We start from the raw sequence: 16,668 nt of genomic DNA, 5'->3' as shown, positions 1-16,668 counted from the left end.
GTGAAAGATCGTGGAGAAAAAACTTATAGCCATTTATGATCTAGAAACTGATCAAATTTACATCATTGACGACAAGTTTAGATTTAAGTGCATAGAAGATTGCGGAAAGTGTTGCATATATAATGAAATTCCTCTTAGAGAGAAAGATATACAGAAGATATCATCTCTTGGATATGAGGAGGAGTACTTTGTCGACTATACAAAGATGTTTTATAGGGGAGTAAAGTTCCTAGGATATGGAATGAAAAAAAGACCTTTCGACGATGCTTGCGTATTCCTAGATCCGGAAACGAAGAAATGCAATATATACCAGCATAGACCTGCTGCTTGCAGGATGTATCCTTTTGTATTAGTTAAACATAAGACAGAACTAGAGATTCACGCAAAAGAAGATTCTCAATGCCCCGGAATAAATGCTCCAGATGGAGAAGATGTAAGAGAAATAATAAAAAAGTATTTCATGCCAATTATTGAAGAACTAAAGGGTGAAATTGATGAAAATCGACGACCTGGACAAGAAAATTTTATCTCTTCTAATAGAAGACTCGAGACTGTCGTATAGAGAGATAGCAAAAAAGCTCAACGTTGCAGTCGGTACAATCTACAATAGACTCAAAAAACTTGAAGAGATGAACATAATCGAGGGATTCACAGTAAAGTTGAATCATGAGAAGCTGGGGTATGAATTAACTGCAATTATTGGAATTAAAGCCCAGGGGAAGAAGATTAGAGAAATAGAGAGAATAATTGCGAGAGATAAGCATGTAACCTGTGTGTATGATGTCACAGGGGAATATGATATAATTGTAATCGCAAAGTTTAGATCGAGAGAAGACATGAACAGGTTCGTAAAGAGTGTGCTCAGCATAGATGGAGTTGAAAAAACAAACACGCATGTTGCATTAGAAATAGTAAAAGAGGACTTTAGACTAGAACCCTAGAGGTTAACCAGTGCCTCCACTGGAATATTGTACTCTTCTTTGAGCTTTTCCACGATATCGCCAACACTTATTAAGAAGAACATTCCGACTGGAATTGCTCCTGCCTGCTTGCAAAGCTCTACTAGAGCTCTTTGAGTTTCCCCACTTCTGACAACGTCATCGACTATCAGGACTCTTTCTCCTTTTTTGAGTGCCCAGACGGGAAGATAAAGGGTTGTTATACTTCCTGAAGCACTTGGAATATAGTTGATCTCGTAGAATTTTTCAACCCCAACCTCTTTCTTCTTCTTTGCATAAACAACATCAACTCCTAGTTCATTCGCAATTTGAACAGCTAAAGGAATACCATCGGTCGCCGCTGTTAATATTTTTTCAACCCCCAGCTTCATATACTTCAAGGCAACATCTTCGGAAATTAGAGCCAATAAGTTTGTATCACTTAATACGCTCATAGAATCAAAGAATCCATGTGAATCAAATTTCAACCTCTTTTTTACTTCTTCCTCCAAGTTTAAATAAGGAGATAGCCTTTCAAACAACTCTCGTGCTCTTTCAACACTGGGAAGAACCTTCCCCTTCACGTATCTATTTAGAACTGTTACTGGCAGACCAGTAATTTCGGATAACTCTTCATACGTATATGTTTTCTTTAAAACCCTTAACATTCTGATGATCCTAAGCTTTTCCCTAACAGCTTCAAGTTGGTTCATTCCCTATCACCCCACCCTAAAATTAACAAAAATTTGTATAAATGAGTTTCGGAAATATTAGGAAAGAGAGCAAAGAAGTCTTCGAAATTCTTAAAAACCTATTGAGAATCATCCTAAGTGGGAAGGGGCCCGTGGTCTAGACTGGTTATGACGCCGCCCTCACAAGGCGGAGGTCCGGGGTTCGAATCCCCGCGGGCCCACCATTGAAGTTCCTAGTTAGTTCTTTCATAAATTAACTCAAACTATACGTCGGCTTTGTTCCTTGGAACTTAAGATATTATAAGTTTCTTAGAGACCTTATTGAAGAATACACCAGAAGAGAAATTTCCTTAAAGAAGAAAGTTAAAAAATTAGCACAAAGAATAAGATTTGAAGATGATGAACGGTTTCGGAACTGAGGGGTGATGATACCAGCTATCGCTGATCCCCACTTCTTATTTTTCTTCCCTAGACGACAACTTTGGAACCTGATTCAAGTTGAGGAGAGTGTAGAATGTTTGATAAAGTCTTATGGAAAACAGAGAGGACAATAACATGAGCCTCTCCATTTAGATTTTTCTAAAATTTTTTGGAAATTAAATATGCAAAACCTGAAAACGTTTATATCTACTTGGAATGTCATTTTTCTAGGGGAGAAAAATGGAAGTAGAAAAACTTGCACTCAAGTACGCTCTAATAAATGCAATAGAGCATGGCGGTAAAGCCAATCCAAAGGCAGTTATAGGAAAAATCCTCGGAGAAAACCCTGAGCTCAGAAAGAGAGCTAGAGAAATTGTTCCAATTGTTAATAAAATTGTAGATGAAGTTAATACTCTTTCAGTGGAAGAGCAGAAAAAGAAACTTGAAGAAATTTACCCAGAATACTTCATGGAGAGCACTAGAAAAGAAAAGGAAGAGAAAAAGCGACTCCCCCCACTACCTAAAGCAGAAAAAGGCAAAGTTGTAACAAGATTTGCTCCAAATCCAGATGGTGCTTTTCACCTGGGAAATGCTAGAGCAGCAATATTAAGCTATGAATATGCCAAAATGTATAGTGGAAAATTTATTCTGAGATTCGATGACACAGATCCAAAGGTAAAGAGACCAGAGCCAATATTCTACGACATGATAATAGAAGACTTAGAATGGTTGGGTATAAAGCCGGATGAAATCGTTTATGCAAGTGATAGGCTTGAAATTTATTATAAATATGCAGAAGAGCTCATTAAAATGGGAAAAGCGTATGTATGTACTTGTCCACCAGATGAATTTAGAAAGCTAAGAGATCAAGGAATTGCCTGTCCCCATAGAAATGAACCTGTAGAGGTGCAGTTGGAAAGATGGAAGAAAATGCTAAGTGGAGAGTATAGAGAAGGAGAAGCTGTAGTTAGAATCAAAACAGATTTAAATCACCCAAATCCTGCTGTTAGAGATTGGCCCGCTCTTAGAATTGTCGACGAGCCAAATCACCCAAGGACTGGAAATAAGTATAGAGTATGGCCCCTCTATAACTTTGCTTCAGCTATAGATGATCACGAATTAGGAGTTACCCACATCTTTAGAGGACAAGAACACTCAGAAAATGAGACAAGGCAGAGGTATATCTATGAGTATTTTGGATGGGAGTACCCTGTAACAGTTCATCACGGAAGACTATCAATTGAAGGAGTAATTCTCAGCAAGTCTAAGACTAGAAAAGGAATAGAAGAAGGAAAATATTTGGGATGGGACGATCCTAGGTTGGGAACCATAAGAGCCTTAAGAAGGAGGGGGATATTGCCAGAAGCAATAAGAGAACTAATCTTAGAAGTCGGCCTTAAAAAGAGTGACGCAACTGTAAGCTGGGATAACTTAGCTGCGATAAATAGAAAACTCGTTGATCCAATAGCAAATAGATACTTCTTTGTTGCAGACCCGATTCCCCTGTACATAGAGGAAGCTAAAGAGTTTGAAGCAAAAATACCTCTCCACCCAGATCATCCAGAAAGAGGATACAGAGTGCTAAAATTCGAACCAGGAAAGCCAATTTTTGTTTCAAAAGACGATCTTAACTTATTAAAGCCAGGAGGCTTTATTAGACTAAAGGATTTATTTAACGTAGAAATTTTAGAAGTTGGGGATAACATAAGGGCAAGATTCCACAGCTATGAGTATGAAATTGCAAGGAAAAACAAGTGGAAAATGATTCACTGGGTCCCAGAAGGCAAAGAGTGTGAAGTAATAATCCCAGAGGGAGAGGAGCTAGTAATCAGAAAGGGCTTATTAGAGAAGGGTGCTAATGTAAAAGTAGGAGAGATAGTGCAGTTTGAAAGATTTGGATTTGTAAGGATTGACAAAATAGAAAACAACAGAGTTATCGCAATATATGCCCACAAATGACCTACCTCTTTAATTTTTTCTGTATAGGGATCTCCCCTTAACATCTATAGATACTAACAGAGGCATGTCTTTCACTTCTAACTCCCAAACTGCATCTGTCATTCCCAAATCTTCCCAATAAACGCTTCTCACCTTAACTATAAATTCTCTAGCTAAACTACCAGCCCCTCCTGGGTAAGAAAAGTAAACCGCTCTACCTTTAAATTTTTCATGATTCATACCTCCCTTACCGATTATGCCTCTAACTCCATGCGTAAAGAGAAAGTCTAAGTACTTTTCCATTCTAGCACTTGTAGTTGGGCCTGCTGAAACTACCATCCCATTTTTAACTAAAGGGCCACAATGATATATCACAGCACCCTCAGGATTGAAAGGAAACCCCTCTTCAAGAAATCTCCTATGAGCTAAATCCCTAGCAGTATAAACGATTCCAGAAAGAAGAACTTTGTCTCCAATTTTCAAATTTTTAACATCTTCCCAGGTTAAGGGGGTTTTTAGTCTTACTGCCATATCATAACCTCCCCATCTTCTTTCTCTTCAATAAAAGCTCTTCTATGAGCCCAGCATTGGATAGCGATCCCAACTATAAAGCTTGCAGGATGGCGTTCTCCTACTTCAATCTTTACATCTAATGCTGTTGTTTTTCCTCCCAATCCCATAGGACCTATACTCAAAGAGTTTACTTTCTCAAGAATTTCTTCTTCCAACCATCCTAACTTTTCATGTCTCTCTCCGATTTTTCTGAGGAGTGATTTCTTGGCCAATATCATAGCTTTTTCAGCAGGGCTTGCAATTCCAATGCCAATAATTATGGGAGGACAGGGTTTCCCACCGCAAGAGCTAATGTGACTAATAATTTTCTCCTTCACCCCTTCAAACCAGTCCCCTGGAGTTAAAGGATATAGTGCAGAGCAGTTTTCACTCCCTCCTCCTTTAATAAGTATGCTAATCCTGTTTCTTTCCCCAAGCTCAACGTGAATTTCTGGAATATTCCCGATAGCTTTTCCAGTAAGAAGAGAAATTGCATTTGGCCTTAGAGGTATTTCATCTGTTGCCCTTTTCACAGCCTCAAATATGGTTTTATAAATCTCCCTGACATTCCAAGTTCCATCTGTTTCAACAAAGAAAATTGGAGTTCCAGTGTCTTGACAGAGGGGAACTTTCTTCTTCTTTGATGTTTCTACAGCCCTAAGCATTATTTCAAGGTTATATTTTGCTATTTCATGCTCTTCCCTTTCATAAGCATTCTTCAGGGCCAAAACAACGTCTTCAGGAAGGTTTGTAACTGCGAGCTTAAGTGCTTCCACTATATCCTCAACTTTAATCAATTTGCTTACCCCCTGCCTATTTATCCTCCAGCTCTCGCTTTGCTCAGCTCTTCCAAGAATTTCTTAATCTCTCCTTCAATTTCTATAACGTACAGAACTAAAATTTTTCTTCGCTCTACGTCAATCACCTTTATTCTAACACTTATGTTTTTGCTTTTGGCAATTTCCAAGAGTTCCTGAGGAGGAACAGCGGTTTTAATTATCATTGTGAGAACTTTAGAAACATTATTATAAAATGATTGCCCATATTGTATGGTGAACACCATGGAGGAGATTATTGTTGTAACAACTCCCACAATCCCAGGATACAAGATCATCGAAGTAAAAGGAATAGCTAGAGGCGGCGTTGTTATGGCAACTCACCTGGGAAGGGACATATTGGCATTCCTTAGAAATATAAAGGGAGGAGAAGTAAAAGAGTACACACAAATGATGGCAGAAGCTAGAGAGAAAGCCCTAAAAAGAATGATGGAGCATGCAAAAAGTCTGGGAGCAAATGCTGTAGTTAACTTTAGATTTGCAACTTCAAATGTCGGTGGAGGAATGGCTGAAGTTTATGCATATGGCACAGCAGTCGTAGTTGAGAGGGAGAGATAATGCATCCAGCACCTTTCCTTCTCCTTGGGGGAGCGTTAGCTTGGCTAACCTTATACCTCCTGGGAGGAAGGAAAGTCAGAGCAGGAGAATTCATTTTAGGGGCAATAGCCTTTCCATTATCTATAACTCTCCAAAACATAGTTCAGCAACTTCCCCTACTGTGGGCAGGTATAGGGCCAAATATAACAAGTCTAGGGACTTTAGAGATAATCATCATAAGCATATGGATGGGACTTATAGCGGGGATCTTTCAAGAACTTTTTAAATACATATTTGTTAAAGGAAAGAGCGCTGGCTATGCATTTTCCGTAGGTCTAGGGTTTGCGATAAGTGAGGTAGTCTTCATAATTATCCTTGTTACTCTCTCTGCCAAAGGAGGGGCACCTTCCCAACCTTTTGTAATGAATCTCCTTTCCCTGGCAGAGAGATATCTTGTTGTTCTTTTCCATGTAGGTACGGCTATTATTTTAACACAGGGCACGAGAAAGGTCTTGATTGAAGTCATTGGACTGCACACACTAATTGATTCAATGGCCACATATTACCAATTAATCTTGATTAAAACACAAAAAAGCTACATGATTCCGAGAATTCTTCTTCTGACGGAAATAGTTCTAGCTGTAATAACAGTTATTGTCCTAATAGCCTCAGCTCCAAAAATATCTCAAGTGAAAGAGGAAAAAGAAGAGGTCATTTGGTGATGTTGAATTTTAGTTCTCCTGCTTTTTCTTTTACTTGAAGCCTGAACTGACAAGCCTTGCATATTTCTCCACTTGTAGGTTGACCACAAATCTTACAGCGATTCAGTTTTGCCTCCTTAGCATATGTTTTTGCTAAGAGAGGGAATATCTTATCGTAGCTCCTCAGCAACTGATATTTAGTCCCAGGATGCTTTTCCTCCATTTCATTGAGCCAATCTCTAATTTCAGCCCTAAAAGCTTCAGTTGCGTAAGGACATTCGCTTAAATCGACTTCAATGTTGTTTAAAACTGCATAGAGAACAATCTCTTTCTCAGGAACCTCCCTAAGAGGTTTTATCCTTGGCACTAGCCCTTCATGAATTACCTCATAATAAGGGCCAGTTCTTCCTAATCTCGCCACATCCCCTCTCATCAGATTCATCAAGAATACTTGAACTTCATCATCCAAGTTAAGTCCCAAAGCGAGCTTATCAACTCCCAATTCCTCAGCTGCCTTATTTAGTAACCACCTTCTCCACACCCCACAATAAGAACAGGCACCCACTCTCTCTTCTCTAGGCCCCATAATCTCTACAGTTTCATCTAATGTAAAGCCAATGTAGTCCTTAAACCTATAAATATGATGCTCTATTCCTAAAAGTTCTGCATTTTTTCGAGCAACTTCAACACTTTTATCTCTATACCCTTTAATTCCCTCATCAATCGTTATTGCAACCAACTCAAAGGGAAACTTTTTCCTTAGCTTTGCCAATATGTGCATAAGAACTACGCTGTCCTTCCCTCCGCTCACTGCAACCCCAACTTTTTCCCCTCTTCTTATCATCCTATACTTCCTTATAGTTTTCTTTACCTTTCCCTCCACTAGCTCGTTGAAGTGCTTGTGGCAGTAGTATCTACCCTCGTATCTGGCAAAATATACAGCCTCTTTTCCACACTTTGAACACTTCATTTCAGCTCGGAAGTAAAGGAGAACAAAAATTTTTAAATGTGGTGGTCAGCCCATGCGAGTCTCTTCACAGCTCCGCCGAAATCTCCCTCATCATCCCTTATGCCCTAACTTCAAAGTTAAGATTAAAAACCTTTCTAATGAAGTTAAAATGAGTTGTCTCCTCTTACAATGGGAGGATGAGAAATTGTGTGAGTACACCTACTCAAACGGACAAAAATGCAAAAGAAAACCTCTAAAGGGTTCAAAATATTGTTCTCTCCACATACCTTTCGAGGAAGGAGAACTTCTCTATGGAAATAAAATTAGAGAGATAAAAAAGAGGGCCTTTGAAAGGGCCCTTGAAAGAGGATTTAAAACATTTGAAGGTGTAAAGTTGTATGACGTCATAATCTTAAACAAGAGCATTAAAAATCCCATAATTTTCAAAAATTCAGAAATAAAACGGCTCATAATTGGGAATTCAGAACTTTCAAGTCTAACAATAATAAGCTCTATAGTGGACTCGATAATTTTGGTAAACTCCAAAATTAACTCCCTATACATAAACAAAGTTGACAGCTATGGTGCAAGCGTCTGCTCAGTAGAATTTACATCAACAATACTAATTAGAAATTCTAAAATTAAATACATTCTCATAAACTCAACAAGATATAAAAGGGAGGAAGTAACAGCAGAAGAGACTTTTGGAGAAGCTGGAAAAATCGCCGGAAGGGTCGAAATTTCAAATATAAAAGAAGTGAGGAGAATAGCCGTTAATTCGAGATATCCCCTGCTAGAAATCATCGAAAAAGAACTGGGGGTTACATTTAATACAAAAAAGATAGAATATGTGAGAGCGAATATCTTGAATATAAGAAACATAGAGTTTGATGAAGATCCCAGGTTCAAAAGGCAAATTAGGGTTTATATTAACAGGTTCTCTGGACAACTACTTATAGAAAACTCAACGGTTCCTGGGCATATGTCAATAATTAATAGTAGAGTTAAATATCCAGAATTTGTCCATACGACAGTTTTAAATAACCTAATCATGAGAAACTCAAAGTTTTACAGCGATGAGAATTGGAATTTAAGTTACCTTCCTAATTTATTAGCTGAACTTCAAGTTTTGGGGTTTATAGTAATTGAAAACTCTGAATTCAACAATCCTTATCTAGCAGAGGTGTTTTATAGAATAGCGAGAACTACCTGGGAGGCCAGTGGTGATAAAGAGAAGGCTGATGAATATTATTATCTAGAAATGCTTGCAAGGAGAAAAAGAGTTCTTTCTCACTACAAAAGGGGACCAAAAACACTAAAAAAGATTTTTAGGCTCATTGAAGTTTTCTTTGAATGGATATTTGCAGATTTAACCTGCAAATATGGAACAGACTGGAAAAGACCCGTGTTTTTGTGGTTGGGATTAGTCATCTTTGCCTTTCCCATACTTTATGCGCTAACACAAAGCATAGAACCATTGAGATCTCCTTTTGATTATGTGTATTTCAGCATAGTTACTGCAACAACACTTGGTTATGGAGATATTCATCCCATAGGAATTGGAAAGGTCATTGCATCTGTTGAGGCAATATTTGGTATGTTCATGTGGGCAGTATTCCTTACAGTATTTGCAAGGAAATACATGAGGTGAAAGCAATGATAGGGCTAATAGTCAATCCCATTGCAGGAATGGGGGGAAGAGTTGCTTTAAAAGGAACTGATGGAGTTGTTGAAGAAGCTATCAAAAGAGGGGCTACACCTGTCACTCCTAATCTTGTCAAGCTATTCCTCCAAGAGCTTGCCAACTATGATATAAAAGTGAAATTCTTAACTGGCCCAGGTCCCCTGGGGGAAGATTTCCTAAAAGAATTCAATTTCCCCTATGAAGTAATTAAGCATAGAAATATTTCATGGAAGGAAATAGAAGGAGTCAAAATTCCAGATACTACGAGAGAAGACTCAAAATACCTAGCGAAACAGATGATTGGCAAAGTTAAAATTATTGTTTTTGCTGGGGGGGATGGAACCGCTAGAGATATTGTTGAGGTCGTAGGAAAATCGGTTCCAATTTTAGGAATACCAAGCGGAGTAAAGATGTACTCAAGCGTGTTCGCTACATCTCCCGAAGATGCGGCAAAGGTATTGGTAAACTTCCTAAACAATAACGCAAAATTGGAGGAGAGAGAAGTACTTGACCTTGATGAGGAAGCATATAGGAGAGATGAACTAAAAGTAAAGATCTACGGATATTCAGTAGTTCCAATTGTAGAAACACTCATACAGGGAAGCAAAGAAGCAATGAAAGTTGACGAAAAAGAAGAATTGGAAGCATTAACTGAGGCTGTAGCAGAGGAGATACTCTCAGAAAATGGTGTATATTTCCTTGGCGCGGGCTCAACTATAATGAGGATAAAAGAAAAGTTGAAAATTGATGGGACATTGTTAGGCGTTGATATAGTTGAAGTTAAAGATGGAAAAGCCAAGTTATTAGTTAAAGACGCAAGTGAGAAAGATTTGCTAAAATTTATAGACAGAGACCCCAAAGTTGTTATAACAGTTGTAGGAGGCCTAAACTTTTTATTTGGGAGAGGCAATCAGCAGTTTTCTCCAAACGTATTGAAGAAGATACCTAAAGAAAACATCATAGTTGTAGCAACACCTTCAAAAATAAGTGGAGGGTTCGTAAGAGTATATACTGGGGATAAAGATGTTGACAGAAAATTCAAAGGTTTCATAAAAATTAGAGTATCTCCATGGATGGAAAAGCTAGTCAGAGCAATATGAAACGGCAGAAGAAGAAACGGAATGCTAAGAAACACTTTGAAACTTTTTAGGAACATGAAATTCCTTTTTTAGTTTTGATTCCTACACTAAAATGGTGATGACCATGAGGGGTGTGCTAAGTCTGCTGGTAATAGGAATGTTGATTTTAAGTATGAGTGCAGTGCCAGGAGTTACAGCAACGACATCAACAACTACAGAATTTAGTTCAGTAGTAATACTTGTAAGCGACAACGAGGCAGATGTAACATTAGCCGAGAAGATAGCTGAGGTGATTAATGCATCTATAGTTATTACCAAGTGGGGAGTCTATGAAGAAAACGTTACAGCAGAGATAGTCTCACTAGATCCAGATCTAGTGATAATAATTGGAGGTCCAAGAGCTGTAGTGAAGGCTTACGAGGAAGACCTCGAAGCTTTGGGAGTAACATACATAAGAGCGTGGGGCAGCACTAGAGTAGAGACTGCAATTGATACAATAAACAAGATTTCACAAATGTTCCCAGGGTTTGAAAAGAAGGCAAGAGTGGCGATAGTTCACGGATGGGACTTAGCAGGGATAATACACCTTAGAGGAAAGAAGTTTGTGATCCCAATATTCATAAAAGACTCCTCAAACGTCAGCATAACAATAATTAACAGATTCAACGGTGTTGAGATAGTAAAAAACAAACAACATGAGAAAATAATGGAAAAAGTCAAGGAAAGAATCCGCGAAAGAGTGAAGAATGTAACAGAAGAGACTATTGAAAACATAACTCAGGAGATTGCTGAAAGAGCAATAAACCTTGCAGAAGAAAGAGTAAGCCTAGCTGAAGAATTGGTAAACAACATGACACAACAAAATGTAACAATTCCCGGAGTTATTCCATTACTAGAGAATGCCAAGAGGCATTTAGAAGAGGCCAAGAAGGCATATGAAGAAGGATACTATGGAAGGGCTTATGGCCTTGCAGTTGCATCAAAGAACATAGCTGAAGCAGTGATAAGGAGAGTTAGTGAAAAAGTCGATGAAAAGTTTGCAAGGGATCTGGCATTCAAACTCAGAGTTAGAGTAAGGGTGCTTGAGAAGGTAGCTCTAAGACTACAGGCCAAAGGAGCCAACGTTACAGAGATCTTAGACAAGATTGAACAGGCAAAAGAAGCCCTAAAGAACAATGACATCAATACAGCTAGACAACTTATAGCGGAGATAGAAAAAGAGTTAAGAATGAAAGGGAAATAATTATAAACAAAAAAGCCAAAAAGAACGGTGAAGAGGAATGACGCTTAAGCCTTTATCTCTCCTCTTTTTATCTCTGGTTATTCTCACGTCAACAATTCCAGAGGAAGCTGTTTCTCAAGTTCATGGAATAGTTATCTTAGTTAGTGACAATGAAGCAGACCTAACTCTTGCAGAAAAAGTTGCAGAGATTTTAAATGCAGAACTAGTTGTAACTCCTTGGGGATTATACAGTGAAAGTGTTGTGGACGATATTTTAGAAAAAGATCCTTCCTTCGTTATGATAATTGGAGGGCCAAAGGCTGTTGTTCCAGAATATGAAAAATTCCTTGAGAATTTAGGGATTCCAAAGACCAGAATTTGGGGTGAAACCAGGGTTGAAACTTCGAGGGCAGTAGTTCAATATCTTTTAAAGGATTATCCAAGTATATTCAAGAGAGCTAATATAGTTATAATCCATGGATGGGACTTGCCCGCAATAGTTAAGGCCAAACAAATGAAATACTCTATTCCAATATTTGTATCACAAAATGTAACCGATATACCCACAATTCCCTCTAACAAAACTATAATAATTGAAAGCCCATATTCAATGGCAATTATGGTAAGATTTAGGAAATATTTGCAGAATGTTACGTATATCAAAGCAGAGATAACCCCAGCCATTGCAAATGAAGCAATAGAGAGGGCAGAAATCATTATAAAAAGAGCAGAAAAGATGTTAGAAGAACCCAGCCCAAAACTTCCATCTTCCATAAGTCTTCTTGATCAAGCAAAAAGACTGCTGGAAATGGCAAAACTAAAGTTTGAAAGTGATAATTATCAAGAAGCGTATATCCTCTCTCTTCGAGCCAAGTTGTTAGCAGAAAAGGCGATTGTGTTATCTCAGATGTCTCCAAAAGCTCCCGGAATTGAGATTCAGATAGAGCTAAGAATGTTGCAAATTGTAGCCTCTAGACTAGAAAAGCTCGGATATGACGTTAGTGAGGTAAAAGCTCTCCTTAACAAAGCACAGGAAGCCTTAAAAGCGGGTAAAATATCTGAGACAATACAATACATGAACAAAGCTAAGGAAAAACTAAGAGAAATTAGAACACACCAATGGAGAAGAAGGAGATAATCATCTGGCGTGAATTTCCACTATATCCCCATCTTCCAAAACATGGTCCAATCCAACTCTCTGCCCTGGGAACTTTACGCTTCTTCCCCACACTCTTGCGTATTTGAAGTTCTTCACTAAATCTTTGTGAATTCTCTCGGCAACATCCTGAACTGTTGCACCTCTTCTCAAGGCGATTGGTGGATAGGCTGGCTCTTCTCCTGGGCTTTTTGTAAACACTCTAATTATGTCTGCAATTTCATATATAGCCTCCTTCACCGCCTCCAAGTTTATTCTTTTCTTGGCGGAAACTGGAACTATCTTGAATCTTTCTCCAAATGTTTTCACTAATTTCTCATAATTTTCCTTACTTCCAGGAGCATCCCCCTTGTTTGCTATTATAATTGCATTTTTCCATACAAGACTATCATCCAAGGCATCAGCAAACTCCTCAAGAGTGACTGGTTCCATGACTGTTATTTCTGCTGAATGTATCTTTTCCTCTCTCAGCATTTTCATAACTTCCTCAATATCCCCTATAATGTTCTCAATTCCATTGATCACGATTCCACCACTTGGGGTTTTTCTTATTTGAACTTTTGGCTTCTTTTTGTTAACTTTAATTCCCGCCCTCTCAAATTCTTGAAGGAGAATATTCATCTGACGAATTGGATCTTCACTCAAATCCACAACAATGGCTATTGCGTCAGCATTTCTGACAACTGCAAGAAGCTGAGGCCCCATTCCTTTACCAAGGGCGGCCCCCTCAATTAGCCCAGGTACCTCTACTAACTGAATCTGAACATCTTTATAATTTAACATTGCTGGAACAGGCTCAGTTGTTGTGAATGGATAATCGGCACTCTCAACATCAACTCCCGTTAAGGCCTTTAAAAGCTCAGACTTGCCTACATTTGGCAACCCAACCAACACTATTTGGGCTGCTCCCTCTTTTTTTACAGCTAAAGAGTAACCTCCACCTTTTTTCTGTTGTCTCTGCCTTTCTAGTTCCTTCCTAAGCTCTGCAAGTTTTCTTTTAATCTGCAATCTAAGCTTTTCTGTTCCTTTATGCTTTGGAACTAAAGCATACATTTTCTCAAGTGCCCTAATCTTCTCTGGAATAGTCTTAGCATTCCTATACTCCTCTTCAGCCGCTAGATATTCGGCAGTAACGTTCGTTGGCATTGCTGAACACCATCAGAACTTCTAAAAGATAAAAAATTAGACCTTTTATAAAGCTAACCACGAAAAGTTTATAGTAATTTTTTGTTATTATACTTCCTGGTGATAATGATGGTGAAGATAACATTTCTTGGCCACGCCTCTTTCTACATAGAAGGGAGCAAAAAAATCCTGATAGATCCATTCCTAAGCGGAAATCCAGTCGCAAGTGCTAAGCCAGATGACTTTAAAACTGTAGACATAATTTTAGTTACTCACGCCCACGGAGATCACCTCGGAGATGCCGGAGCTATAGCTAAGAGAACCGGAGCAAAGATTGTTGCAATGTATGATTTGGCAAACTACATAGCAGAAAAGTATAGGGGAGTAAATACAGTAGGAATGAACTATGGGCCCACTAAGGTTGATGAAGTGGAAATAGTTCAAGTGCCTGCTTGGCACTCCAGTAGTGATGGAAAGTATAGTATAGGAAACGCTTGTGGATATATAGTAAAGCTTGACGGAGTAACAATATACCACGCCGGAGACACTTACGTATTCAAAGACATGGAACTATTTGCAGAGCTATACGGTCCAATTGACGTTGCTCTACTTCCAATAGGAGGTCACTTCACAATGGGGATTAGAGAAGCAGCAAAAGCCGTTGAACTCCTAAAGCCAAGATATGTCATCCCAATGCACTATAACACTTGGCCACCCATTGCAGCCGATCCAGAAGAATTCAAGAAGTTAGTAGGGGAAAAAGCAAAGGTTGTTATTCTAAAACCTGGAGAGTATTTAGAACTTTAATTTCTTTATCACTTCTTCCTTATTAATTCCTTTTATGAGGAGGTCTTTCTCTTTAGAGGTTTCACCTCTTACTATAACAACTTCTGCTCCAAAAAGTTTTTTGAAAAACTTCATTAACTCCTTGTTTGCTTTTCCTTTTACTGGCGGCGCTGCTACATTCACTTTCACTCTTCCTCTAGCTTCATCCACGCCAACAATTTTTGTTTCCCTAGCATTGGGAGTTACTATAACTGACAAAATTATTCCATCTGAAACTTCTTTAAGCATTTTCTTCACCAAATATTCTCTCTAGGAACCATTCCTTTTCAAATGGCCTCAGATCATCGTACCCTTGCCCTACTCCTACGAAGAGGATTGGAGCATCTATTACATGGCTAATACTTAAAGCTGCTCCTCCCCTAGCATCTGCATCAAGCTTTGTTAGTATGATACCATCGATTTTAACTGCTTCGTTAAACTGACGTGCCTGTTCAACAATTGCATTTCCAGCTAATGCATCTCCAACAAATATAACAAGATTTGGCTTTGTAACTCTTGCTATTTTCTTCATTTCATCCATTAAGTTCCTATTTGTTTCGCTTCTCCCCGCTGTATCTATAAGGACAACATCTATTCCTCTAGCCTTAGCATGATGTATTGCATCATATGCAACAGCTGCAGGATCAGCTCCATAGGAGTGCTTTATTACTTTTATACCAATTTTTTTAGCATGCTCCTCTAACTGCTCTATTGCCCCTGCCCTAAAAGTGTCACTTGCAGCTATAACAACACTAAATCCATGCTTTTTAAGCCAATTAGCCAGCTTCACTACCGTAGTTGTCTTCCCCGAGCCGTTAAATCCTACAAACATAATAACGTAGGGCTTTTCCGCTTTTCTGATTTCCTCAATTAAGTCTATACTTCTTGAAGTTTCCAAGATTTCAGAAACTGCCTCTTTGACGGCCTCCTCTATTATTTTTCCTTTGTCAGTTCCAATTCTAACTTTTTTACCTACAAGTTTTTGTTTTATTTTTTCCCTTAATGCGTCAACAACCTCAAGAGCAACGTCAGCCTCAAGAAGATCAATTTCTAGGTCATCTAAGGCTTTGTCAATGTCTTTCTCTTTAATTTCAACAGCTAATATCTTATCTAATAACCCCTTTTTCTCAACCTCTCCCTCTTCCTTTTCAACTTCTTCTTCAACTCTTTTCACAAATGACTTTAGTTTCTCTCTAAGCTTTCCAAACATTGTACTTCCCCCGTCTTTGGTAGTATGAAAGTCGCTTTAACTTTTACTTTTTCCATACTACAGCTTTCCATATATTAATATTCATGATCATTGTCTCTTTTTTGAACATCACTGCTCATTTACAAAAGCTTTAAATGTTTACAAATGTAAACTATAAAGGGGATCACACGTGGGGGAAAATGTCCAAATTAATAAGGATGGCTATCTCGTTATTGGAAAAACAAACGCTGTTGAGATCAGCGTTGATACTTTTCTCTGCAAAGGGTGCGGAATATGTGTAGAAATGTGCCCCAGGAAGGTTTTTGAATGGAGCACAGAGCTCAGTGAAAAGGGTGTCCACTACCCAATTCCAGTTCATGCAGATAAATGCGTAAGATGTAAGCTCTGTGAATTATTATGCCCAGACTTCTCCATTGCAGTTAGGTGGTAGAAATGATAATAAGGGGAGATGAACCTGAACAAAAAACCCTTTTTAGGAAATTATATAGACCGGGCAATTACTTCATGATGGGAGATGAGGCCATAGCTTATGGAGCAATTTTCGCTGGATGCAGGTTTTATGCTGGTTACCCAATAACTCCCTCAAGCGAAATTGCCGAAACAATGGCTAGGGAACTTCCAAAGGTAGGAGGATATTATCTGCAGATGGAGGATGAAATTGCAAGTATAGCATCAATTATCGGAGCTTCATGGACTGGATTAAAGGCTATGACTGCTACTTCTGGTCCTGGGTTTAGCTTAATGCAGGAGAACATTGGTTATGCAATAATGACCGAGACGCCAGTAGTAATAGTAGACGTGCAA

At 38.6% G+C, this 16,668-nt stretch carries 19 protein-coding genes, 1 tRNA gene and 1 pseudogene; 13 read left to right on the top strand and 8 right to left on the bottom strand.

Annotated elements, in window-relative coordinates:
- Nucleotides 1-10 precede the first annotated feature (10 nt).
- Both PWP39_RS00925 and PWP39_RS00920 read left to right on the top strand, forming a co-directional pair.
- Nucleotides 11-562, top strand: a complete 552-nt coding sequence (locus PWP39_RS00925) for a YkgJ family cysteine cluster protein (RefSeq protein ID WP_288071963.1) — start codon at nucleotides 11-13, stop codon at nucleotides 560-562.
- Nucleotides 495-941, top strand: a complete 447-nt coding sequence (locus PWP39_RS00920; protein ID WP_288071961.1) for an Lrp/AsnC family transcriptional regulator — start codon at nucleotides 495-497, stop codon at nucleotides 939-941. Before PWP39_RS00925 ends, PWP39_RS00920 begins: the two co-directional genes overlap by 68 nt.
- Here the strand turns inward: PWP39_RS00920 and PWP39_RS00915 are convergent.
- On the bottom strand, nucleotides 938-1,651 hold the full coding sequence (locus PWP39_RS00915; RefSeq protein ID WP_288071960.1) for a phosphoribosyltransferase family protein: 714 nt from the start codon (nucleotides 1,649-1,651) through the stop codon (nucleotides 938-940). The two genes, PWP39_RS00920 and PWP39_RS00915, sit on opposite strands and share 4 nt — an antisense overlap.
- Nucleotides 1,652-1,776: 125 nt before the next feature.
- On the opposite strand from PWP39_RS00915, the gene PWP39_RS00910 reads away from it, so the two are divergent.
- Both PWP39_RS00910 and PWP39_RS00905 read left to right on the top strand, forming a co-directional pair.
- Nucleotides 1,777-1,854, top strand: a tRNA-Val gene (locus PWP39_RS00910).
- 436 nt (nucleotides 1,855-2,290) lie between these two features.
- A complete protein-coding gene (locus PWP39_RS00905) occupies nucleotides 2,291-4,009 on the top strand; it encodes a glutamate--tRNA ligase (RefSeq protein WP_288071959.1) in 1,719 nt (572 codons plus the stop codon).
- A gap of 9 nt (nucleotides 4,010-4,018) precedes the next feature.
- Here PWP39_RS00905 and PWP39_RS00900 read toward each other — a convergent pair whose 3' ends face one another.
- Genes PWP39_RS00900 through PWP39_RS00890 form a run of 3 tightly spaced genes read right to left on the bottom strand, consistent with a single transcriptional unit; the run spans nucleotide 4,019 to nucleotide 5,543 of the window.
- Complete coding sequence (locus tag PWP39_RS00900; protein ID WP_288071958.1) at nucleotides 4,019-4,519, bottom strand: FumA C-terminus/TtdB family hydratase beta subunit; 501 nt, start codon at nucleotides 4,517-4,519, stop codon at nucleotides 4,019-4,021.
- Nucleotides 4,510-5,337: a fumarate hydratase gene (locus PWP39_RS00895; protein ID WP_288071955.1), complete on the bottom strand. Its 828-nt coding sequence runs from the start codon at nucleotides 5,335-5,337 to the stop codon at nucleotides 4,510-4,512. The genes PWP39_RS00900 and PWP39_RS00895 overlap by 10 nt, the downstream gene beginning before the upstream one ends.
- A gap of 20 nt (nucleotides 5,338-5,357) precedes the next feature.
- Nucleotides 5,358-5,543, bottom strand: a complete 186-nt coding sequence (locus PWP39_RS00890; RefSeq protein ID WP_288071954.1) for a TIGR04140 family protein — start codon at nucleotides 5,541-5,543, stop codon at nucleotides 5,358-5,360.
- 58 nt (nucleotides 5,544-5,601) lie between these two features.
- On the opposite strand from PWP39_RS00890, the gene PWP39_RS00885 reads away from it, so the two are divergent.
- Nucleotides 5,602-5,934, top strand: a complete 333-nt coding sequence (locus tag PWP39_RS00885; RefSeq protein WP_288071952.1) for a YbjQ family protein — start codon at nucleotides 5,602-5,604, stop codon at nucleotides 5,932-5,934.
- On the top strand, nucleotides 5,934-6,635 hold the full coding sequence (locus PWP39_RS00880; RefSeq protein ID WP_288071950.1) for a YhfC family intramembrane metalloprotease: 702 nt from the start codon (nucleotides 5,934-5,936) through the stop codon (nucleotides 6,633-6,635). The genes PWP39_RS00885 and PWP39_RS00880 overlap by 1 nt, the downstream gene beginning before the upstream one ends.
- On the opposite strand, the gene PWP39_RS00875 is transcribed toward PWP39_RS00880, so the two are convergent.
- Nucleotides 6,625-7,584: a TIGR00269 family protein gene (locus tag PWP39_RS00875; RefSeq protein WP_288071948.1), complete on the bottom strand. Its 960-nt coding sequence runs from the start codon at nucleotides 7,582-7,584 to the stop codon at nucleotides 6,625-6,627. The genes PWP39_RS00880 and PWP39_RS00875 overlap by 11 nt on opposite strands.
- Nucleotides 7,585-7,768: 184 nt before the next feature.
- Between PWP39_RS00875 and PWP39_RS00870 the strand changes: the two genes are divergently transcribed.
- From PWP39_RS00870 to PWP39_RS00855, 4 genes are all read left to right on the top strand, one after another.
- Nucleotides 7,769-9,214, top strand: coding sequence for a potassium channel family protein (locus PWP39_RS00870; protein WP_288072023.1), 1,446 nt, complete (start codon nucleotides 7,769-7,771; stop codon nucleotides 9,212-9,214).
- Nucleotides 9,215-9,219: 5 nt separating this feature from the next.
- A complete protein-coding gene (locus PWP39_RS00865; RefSeq protein ID WP_288071947.1) occupies nucleotides 9,220-10,347 on the top strand; it encodes an ATP-NAD kinase family protein in 1,128 nt (375 codons plus the stop codon).
- A gap of 103 nt (nucleotides 10,348-10,450) precedes the next feature.
- Entirely contained in the window at nucleotides 10,451-11,569 is a 1,119-nt protein-coding gene (locus PWP39_RS00860) for a cell wall-binding repeat-containing protein (protein WP_288071945.1), read from the top strand.
- 37 nt (nucleotides 11,570-11,606) lie between these two features.
- Nucleotides 11,607-12,686, top strand: a complete 1,080-nt coding sequence (locus PWP39_RS00855; RefSeq protein WP_288071943.1) for a cell wall-binding repeat-containing protein — start codon at nucleotides 11,607-11,609, stop codon at nucleotides 12,684-12,686.
- Here the strand turns inward: PWP39_RS00855 and PWP39_RS00850 are convergent, their stop codons facing one another.
- Entirely contained in the window at nucleotides 12,687-13,850 is a 1,164-nt protein-coding gene (locus PWP39_RS00850; protein ID WP_288071940.1) for an OBG GTPase family GTP-binding protein, read from the bottom strand. It lies immediately after the preceding gene.
- A 108-nt stretch (nucleotides 13,851-13,958) separates the two neighbouring features.
- Between PWP39_RS00850 and PWP39_RS00845 the strand changes: the two genes are divergently transcribed.
- Nucleotides 13,959-14,636: a metal-dependent hydrolase gene (locus tag PWP39_RS00845; protein ID WP_288072021.1), complete on the top strand. Its 678-nt coding sequence runs from the start codon at nucleotides 13,959-13,961 to the stop codon at nucleotides 14,634-14,636.
- Here PWP39_RS00845 and PWP39_RS00840 read toward each other — a convergent pair.
- Nucleotides 14,625-14,903, bottom strand: coding sequence for an ACR/YggU family protein (locus PWP39_RS00840; protein ID WP_288071938.1), 279 nt, complete (start codon nucleotides 14,901-14,903; stop codon nucleotides 14,625-14,627). The two genes, PWP39_RS00845 and PWP39_RS00840, sit on opposite strands and share 12 nt — an antisense overlap.
- A complete protein-coding gene (ftsY, locus tag PWP39_RS00835) occupies nucleotides 14,896-15,864 on the bottom strand; it encodes a signal recognition particle-docking protein FtsY (RefSeq protein ID WP_288071937.1) in 969 nt (322 codons plus the stop codon). Before ftsY ends, PWP39_RS00840 begins: the two co-directional genes overlap by 8 nt.
- 169 nt (nucleotides 15,865-16,033) lie before the next feature.
- On the opposite strand from ftsY, the gene PWP39_RS00830 reads away from it, so the two are divergent.
- Together PWP39_RS00830 and PWP39_RS00825 are read left to right on the top strand one after the other, a co-directional pair.
- The gene (locus tag PWP39_RS00830; protein WP_288071935.1) at nucleotides 16,034-16,294 is read left to right on the top strand and encodes a 2-oxoglutarate ferredoxin oxidoreductase subunit delta; all 261 of its coding nucleotides are present in this window, start codon (nucleotides 16,034-16,036) and stop codon (nucleotides 16,292-16,294) included.
- A gap of 2 nt (nucleotides 16,295-16,296) precedes the next feature.
- Nucleotides 16,297-16,668: pseudogene (locus PWP39_RS00825) on the top strand (2-oxoacid:acceptor oxidoreductase subunit alpha); the annotation flags it as partial.

Origin of the sequence: Pyrococcus sp. (assembly GCF_030153625.1) — an archaeon.
GTDB lineage: Archaea > Methanobacteriota_B > Thermococci > Thermococcales > Thermococcaceae > Pyrococcus > Pyrococcus furiosus.
Note: the sequence above shows the minus strand (reverse complement) of the source record. Positions and strands in the feature narration are given on the sequence as shown.

Coding starts and splice junctions, on each gene's coding strand:
- PWP39_RS00920 (WP_288071961.1), top strand. CDS start 495: ATGAAAATCGACGACCTGGACAAGAAAATTTTATCTCTTCTAATAGAA.
- PWP39_RS00915 (WP_288071960.1), bottom strand. CDS start 1,651: ATGAACCAACTTGAAGCTGTTAGGGAAAAGCTTAGGATCATCAGAATG.
- PWP39_RS00905 (WP_288071959.1), top strand. CDS start 2,291: ATGGAAGTAGAAAAACTTGCACTCAAGTACGCTCTAATAAATGCAATA.
- PWP39_RS00900 (WP_288071958.1), bottom strand. CDS start 4,519: ATGGCAGTAAGACTAAAAACCCCCTTAACCTGGGAAGATGTTAAAAAT.
- PWP39_RS00890 (WP_288071954.1), bottom strand. CDS start 5,543: ATGATAATTAAAACCGCTGTTCCTCCTCAGGAACTCTTGGAAATTGCC.
- PWP39_RS00885 (WP_288071952.1), top strand. CDS start 5,602: ATGGAGGAGATTATTGTTGTAACAACTCCCACAATCCCAGGATACAAG.
- PWP39_RS00880 (WP_288071950.1), top strand. CDS start 5,934: ATGCATCCAGCACCTTTCCTTCTCCTTGGGGGAGCGTTAGCTTGGCTA.
- PWP39_RS00875 (WP_288071948.1), bottom strand. CDS start 7,584: ATGAAGTGTTCAAAGTGTGGAAAAGAGGCTGTATATTTTGCCAGATAC.
- PWP39_RS00865 (WP_288071947.1), top strand. CDS start 9,220: ATGATAGGGCTAATAGTCAATCCCATTGCAGGAATGGGGGGAAGAGTT.
- PWP39_RS00860 (WP_288071945.1), top strand. CDS start 10,451: ATGAGGGGTGTGCTAAGTCTGCTGGTAATAGGAATGTTGATTTTAAGT.
- PWP39_RS00855 (WP_288071943.1), top strand. CDS start 11,607: ATGACGCTTAAGCCTTTATCTCTCCTCTTTTTATCTCTGGTTATTCTC.
- PWP39_RS00850 (WP_288071940.1), bottom strand. CDS start 13,850: ATGCCAACGAACGTTACTGCCGAATATCTAGCGGCTGAAGAGGAGTAT.
- PWP39_RS00845 (WP_288072021.1), top strand. CDS start 13,959: ATGGTGAAGATAACATTTCTTGGCCACGCCTCTTTCTACATAGAAGGG.
- PWP39_RS00840 (WP_288071938.1), bottom strand. CDS start 14,903: ATGCTTAAAGAAGTTTCAGATGGAATAATTTTGTCAGTTATAGTAACT.
- ftsY (WP_288071937.1), bottom strand. CDS start 15,864: ATGTTTGGAAAGCTTAGAGAGAAACTAAAGTCATTTGTGAAAAGAGTT.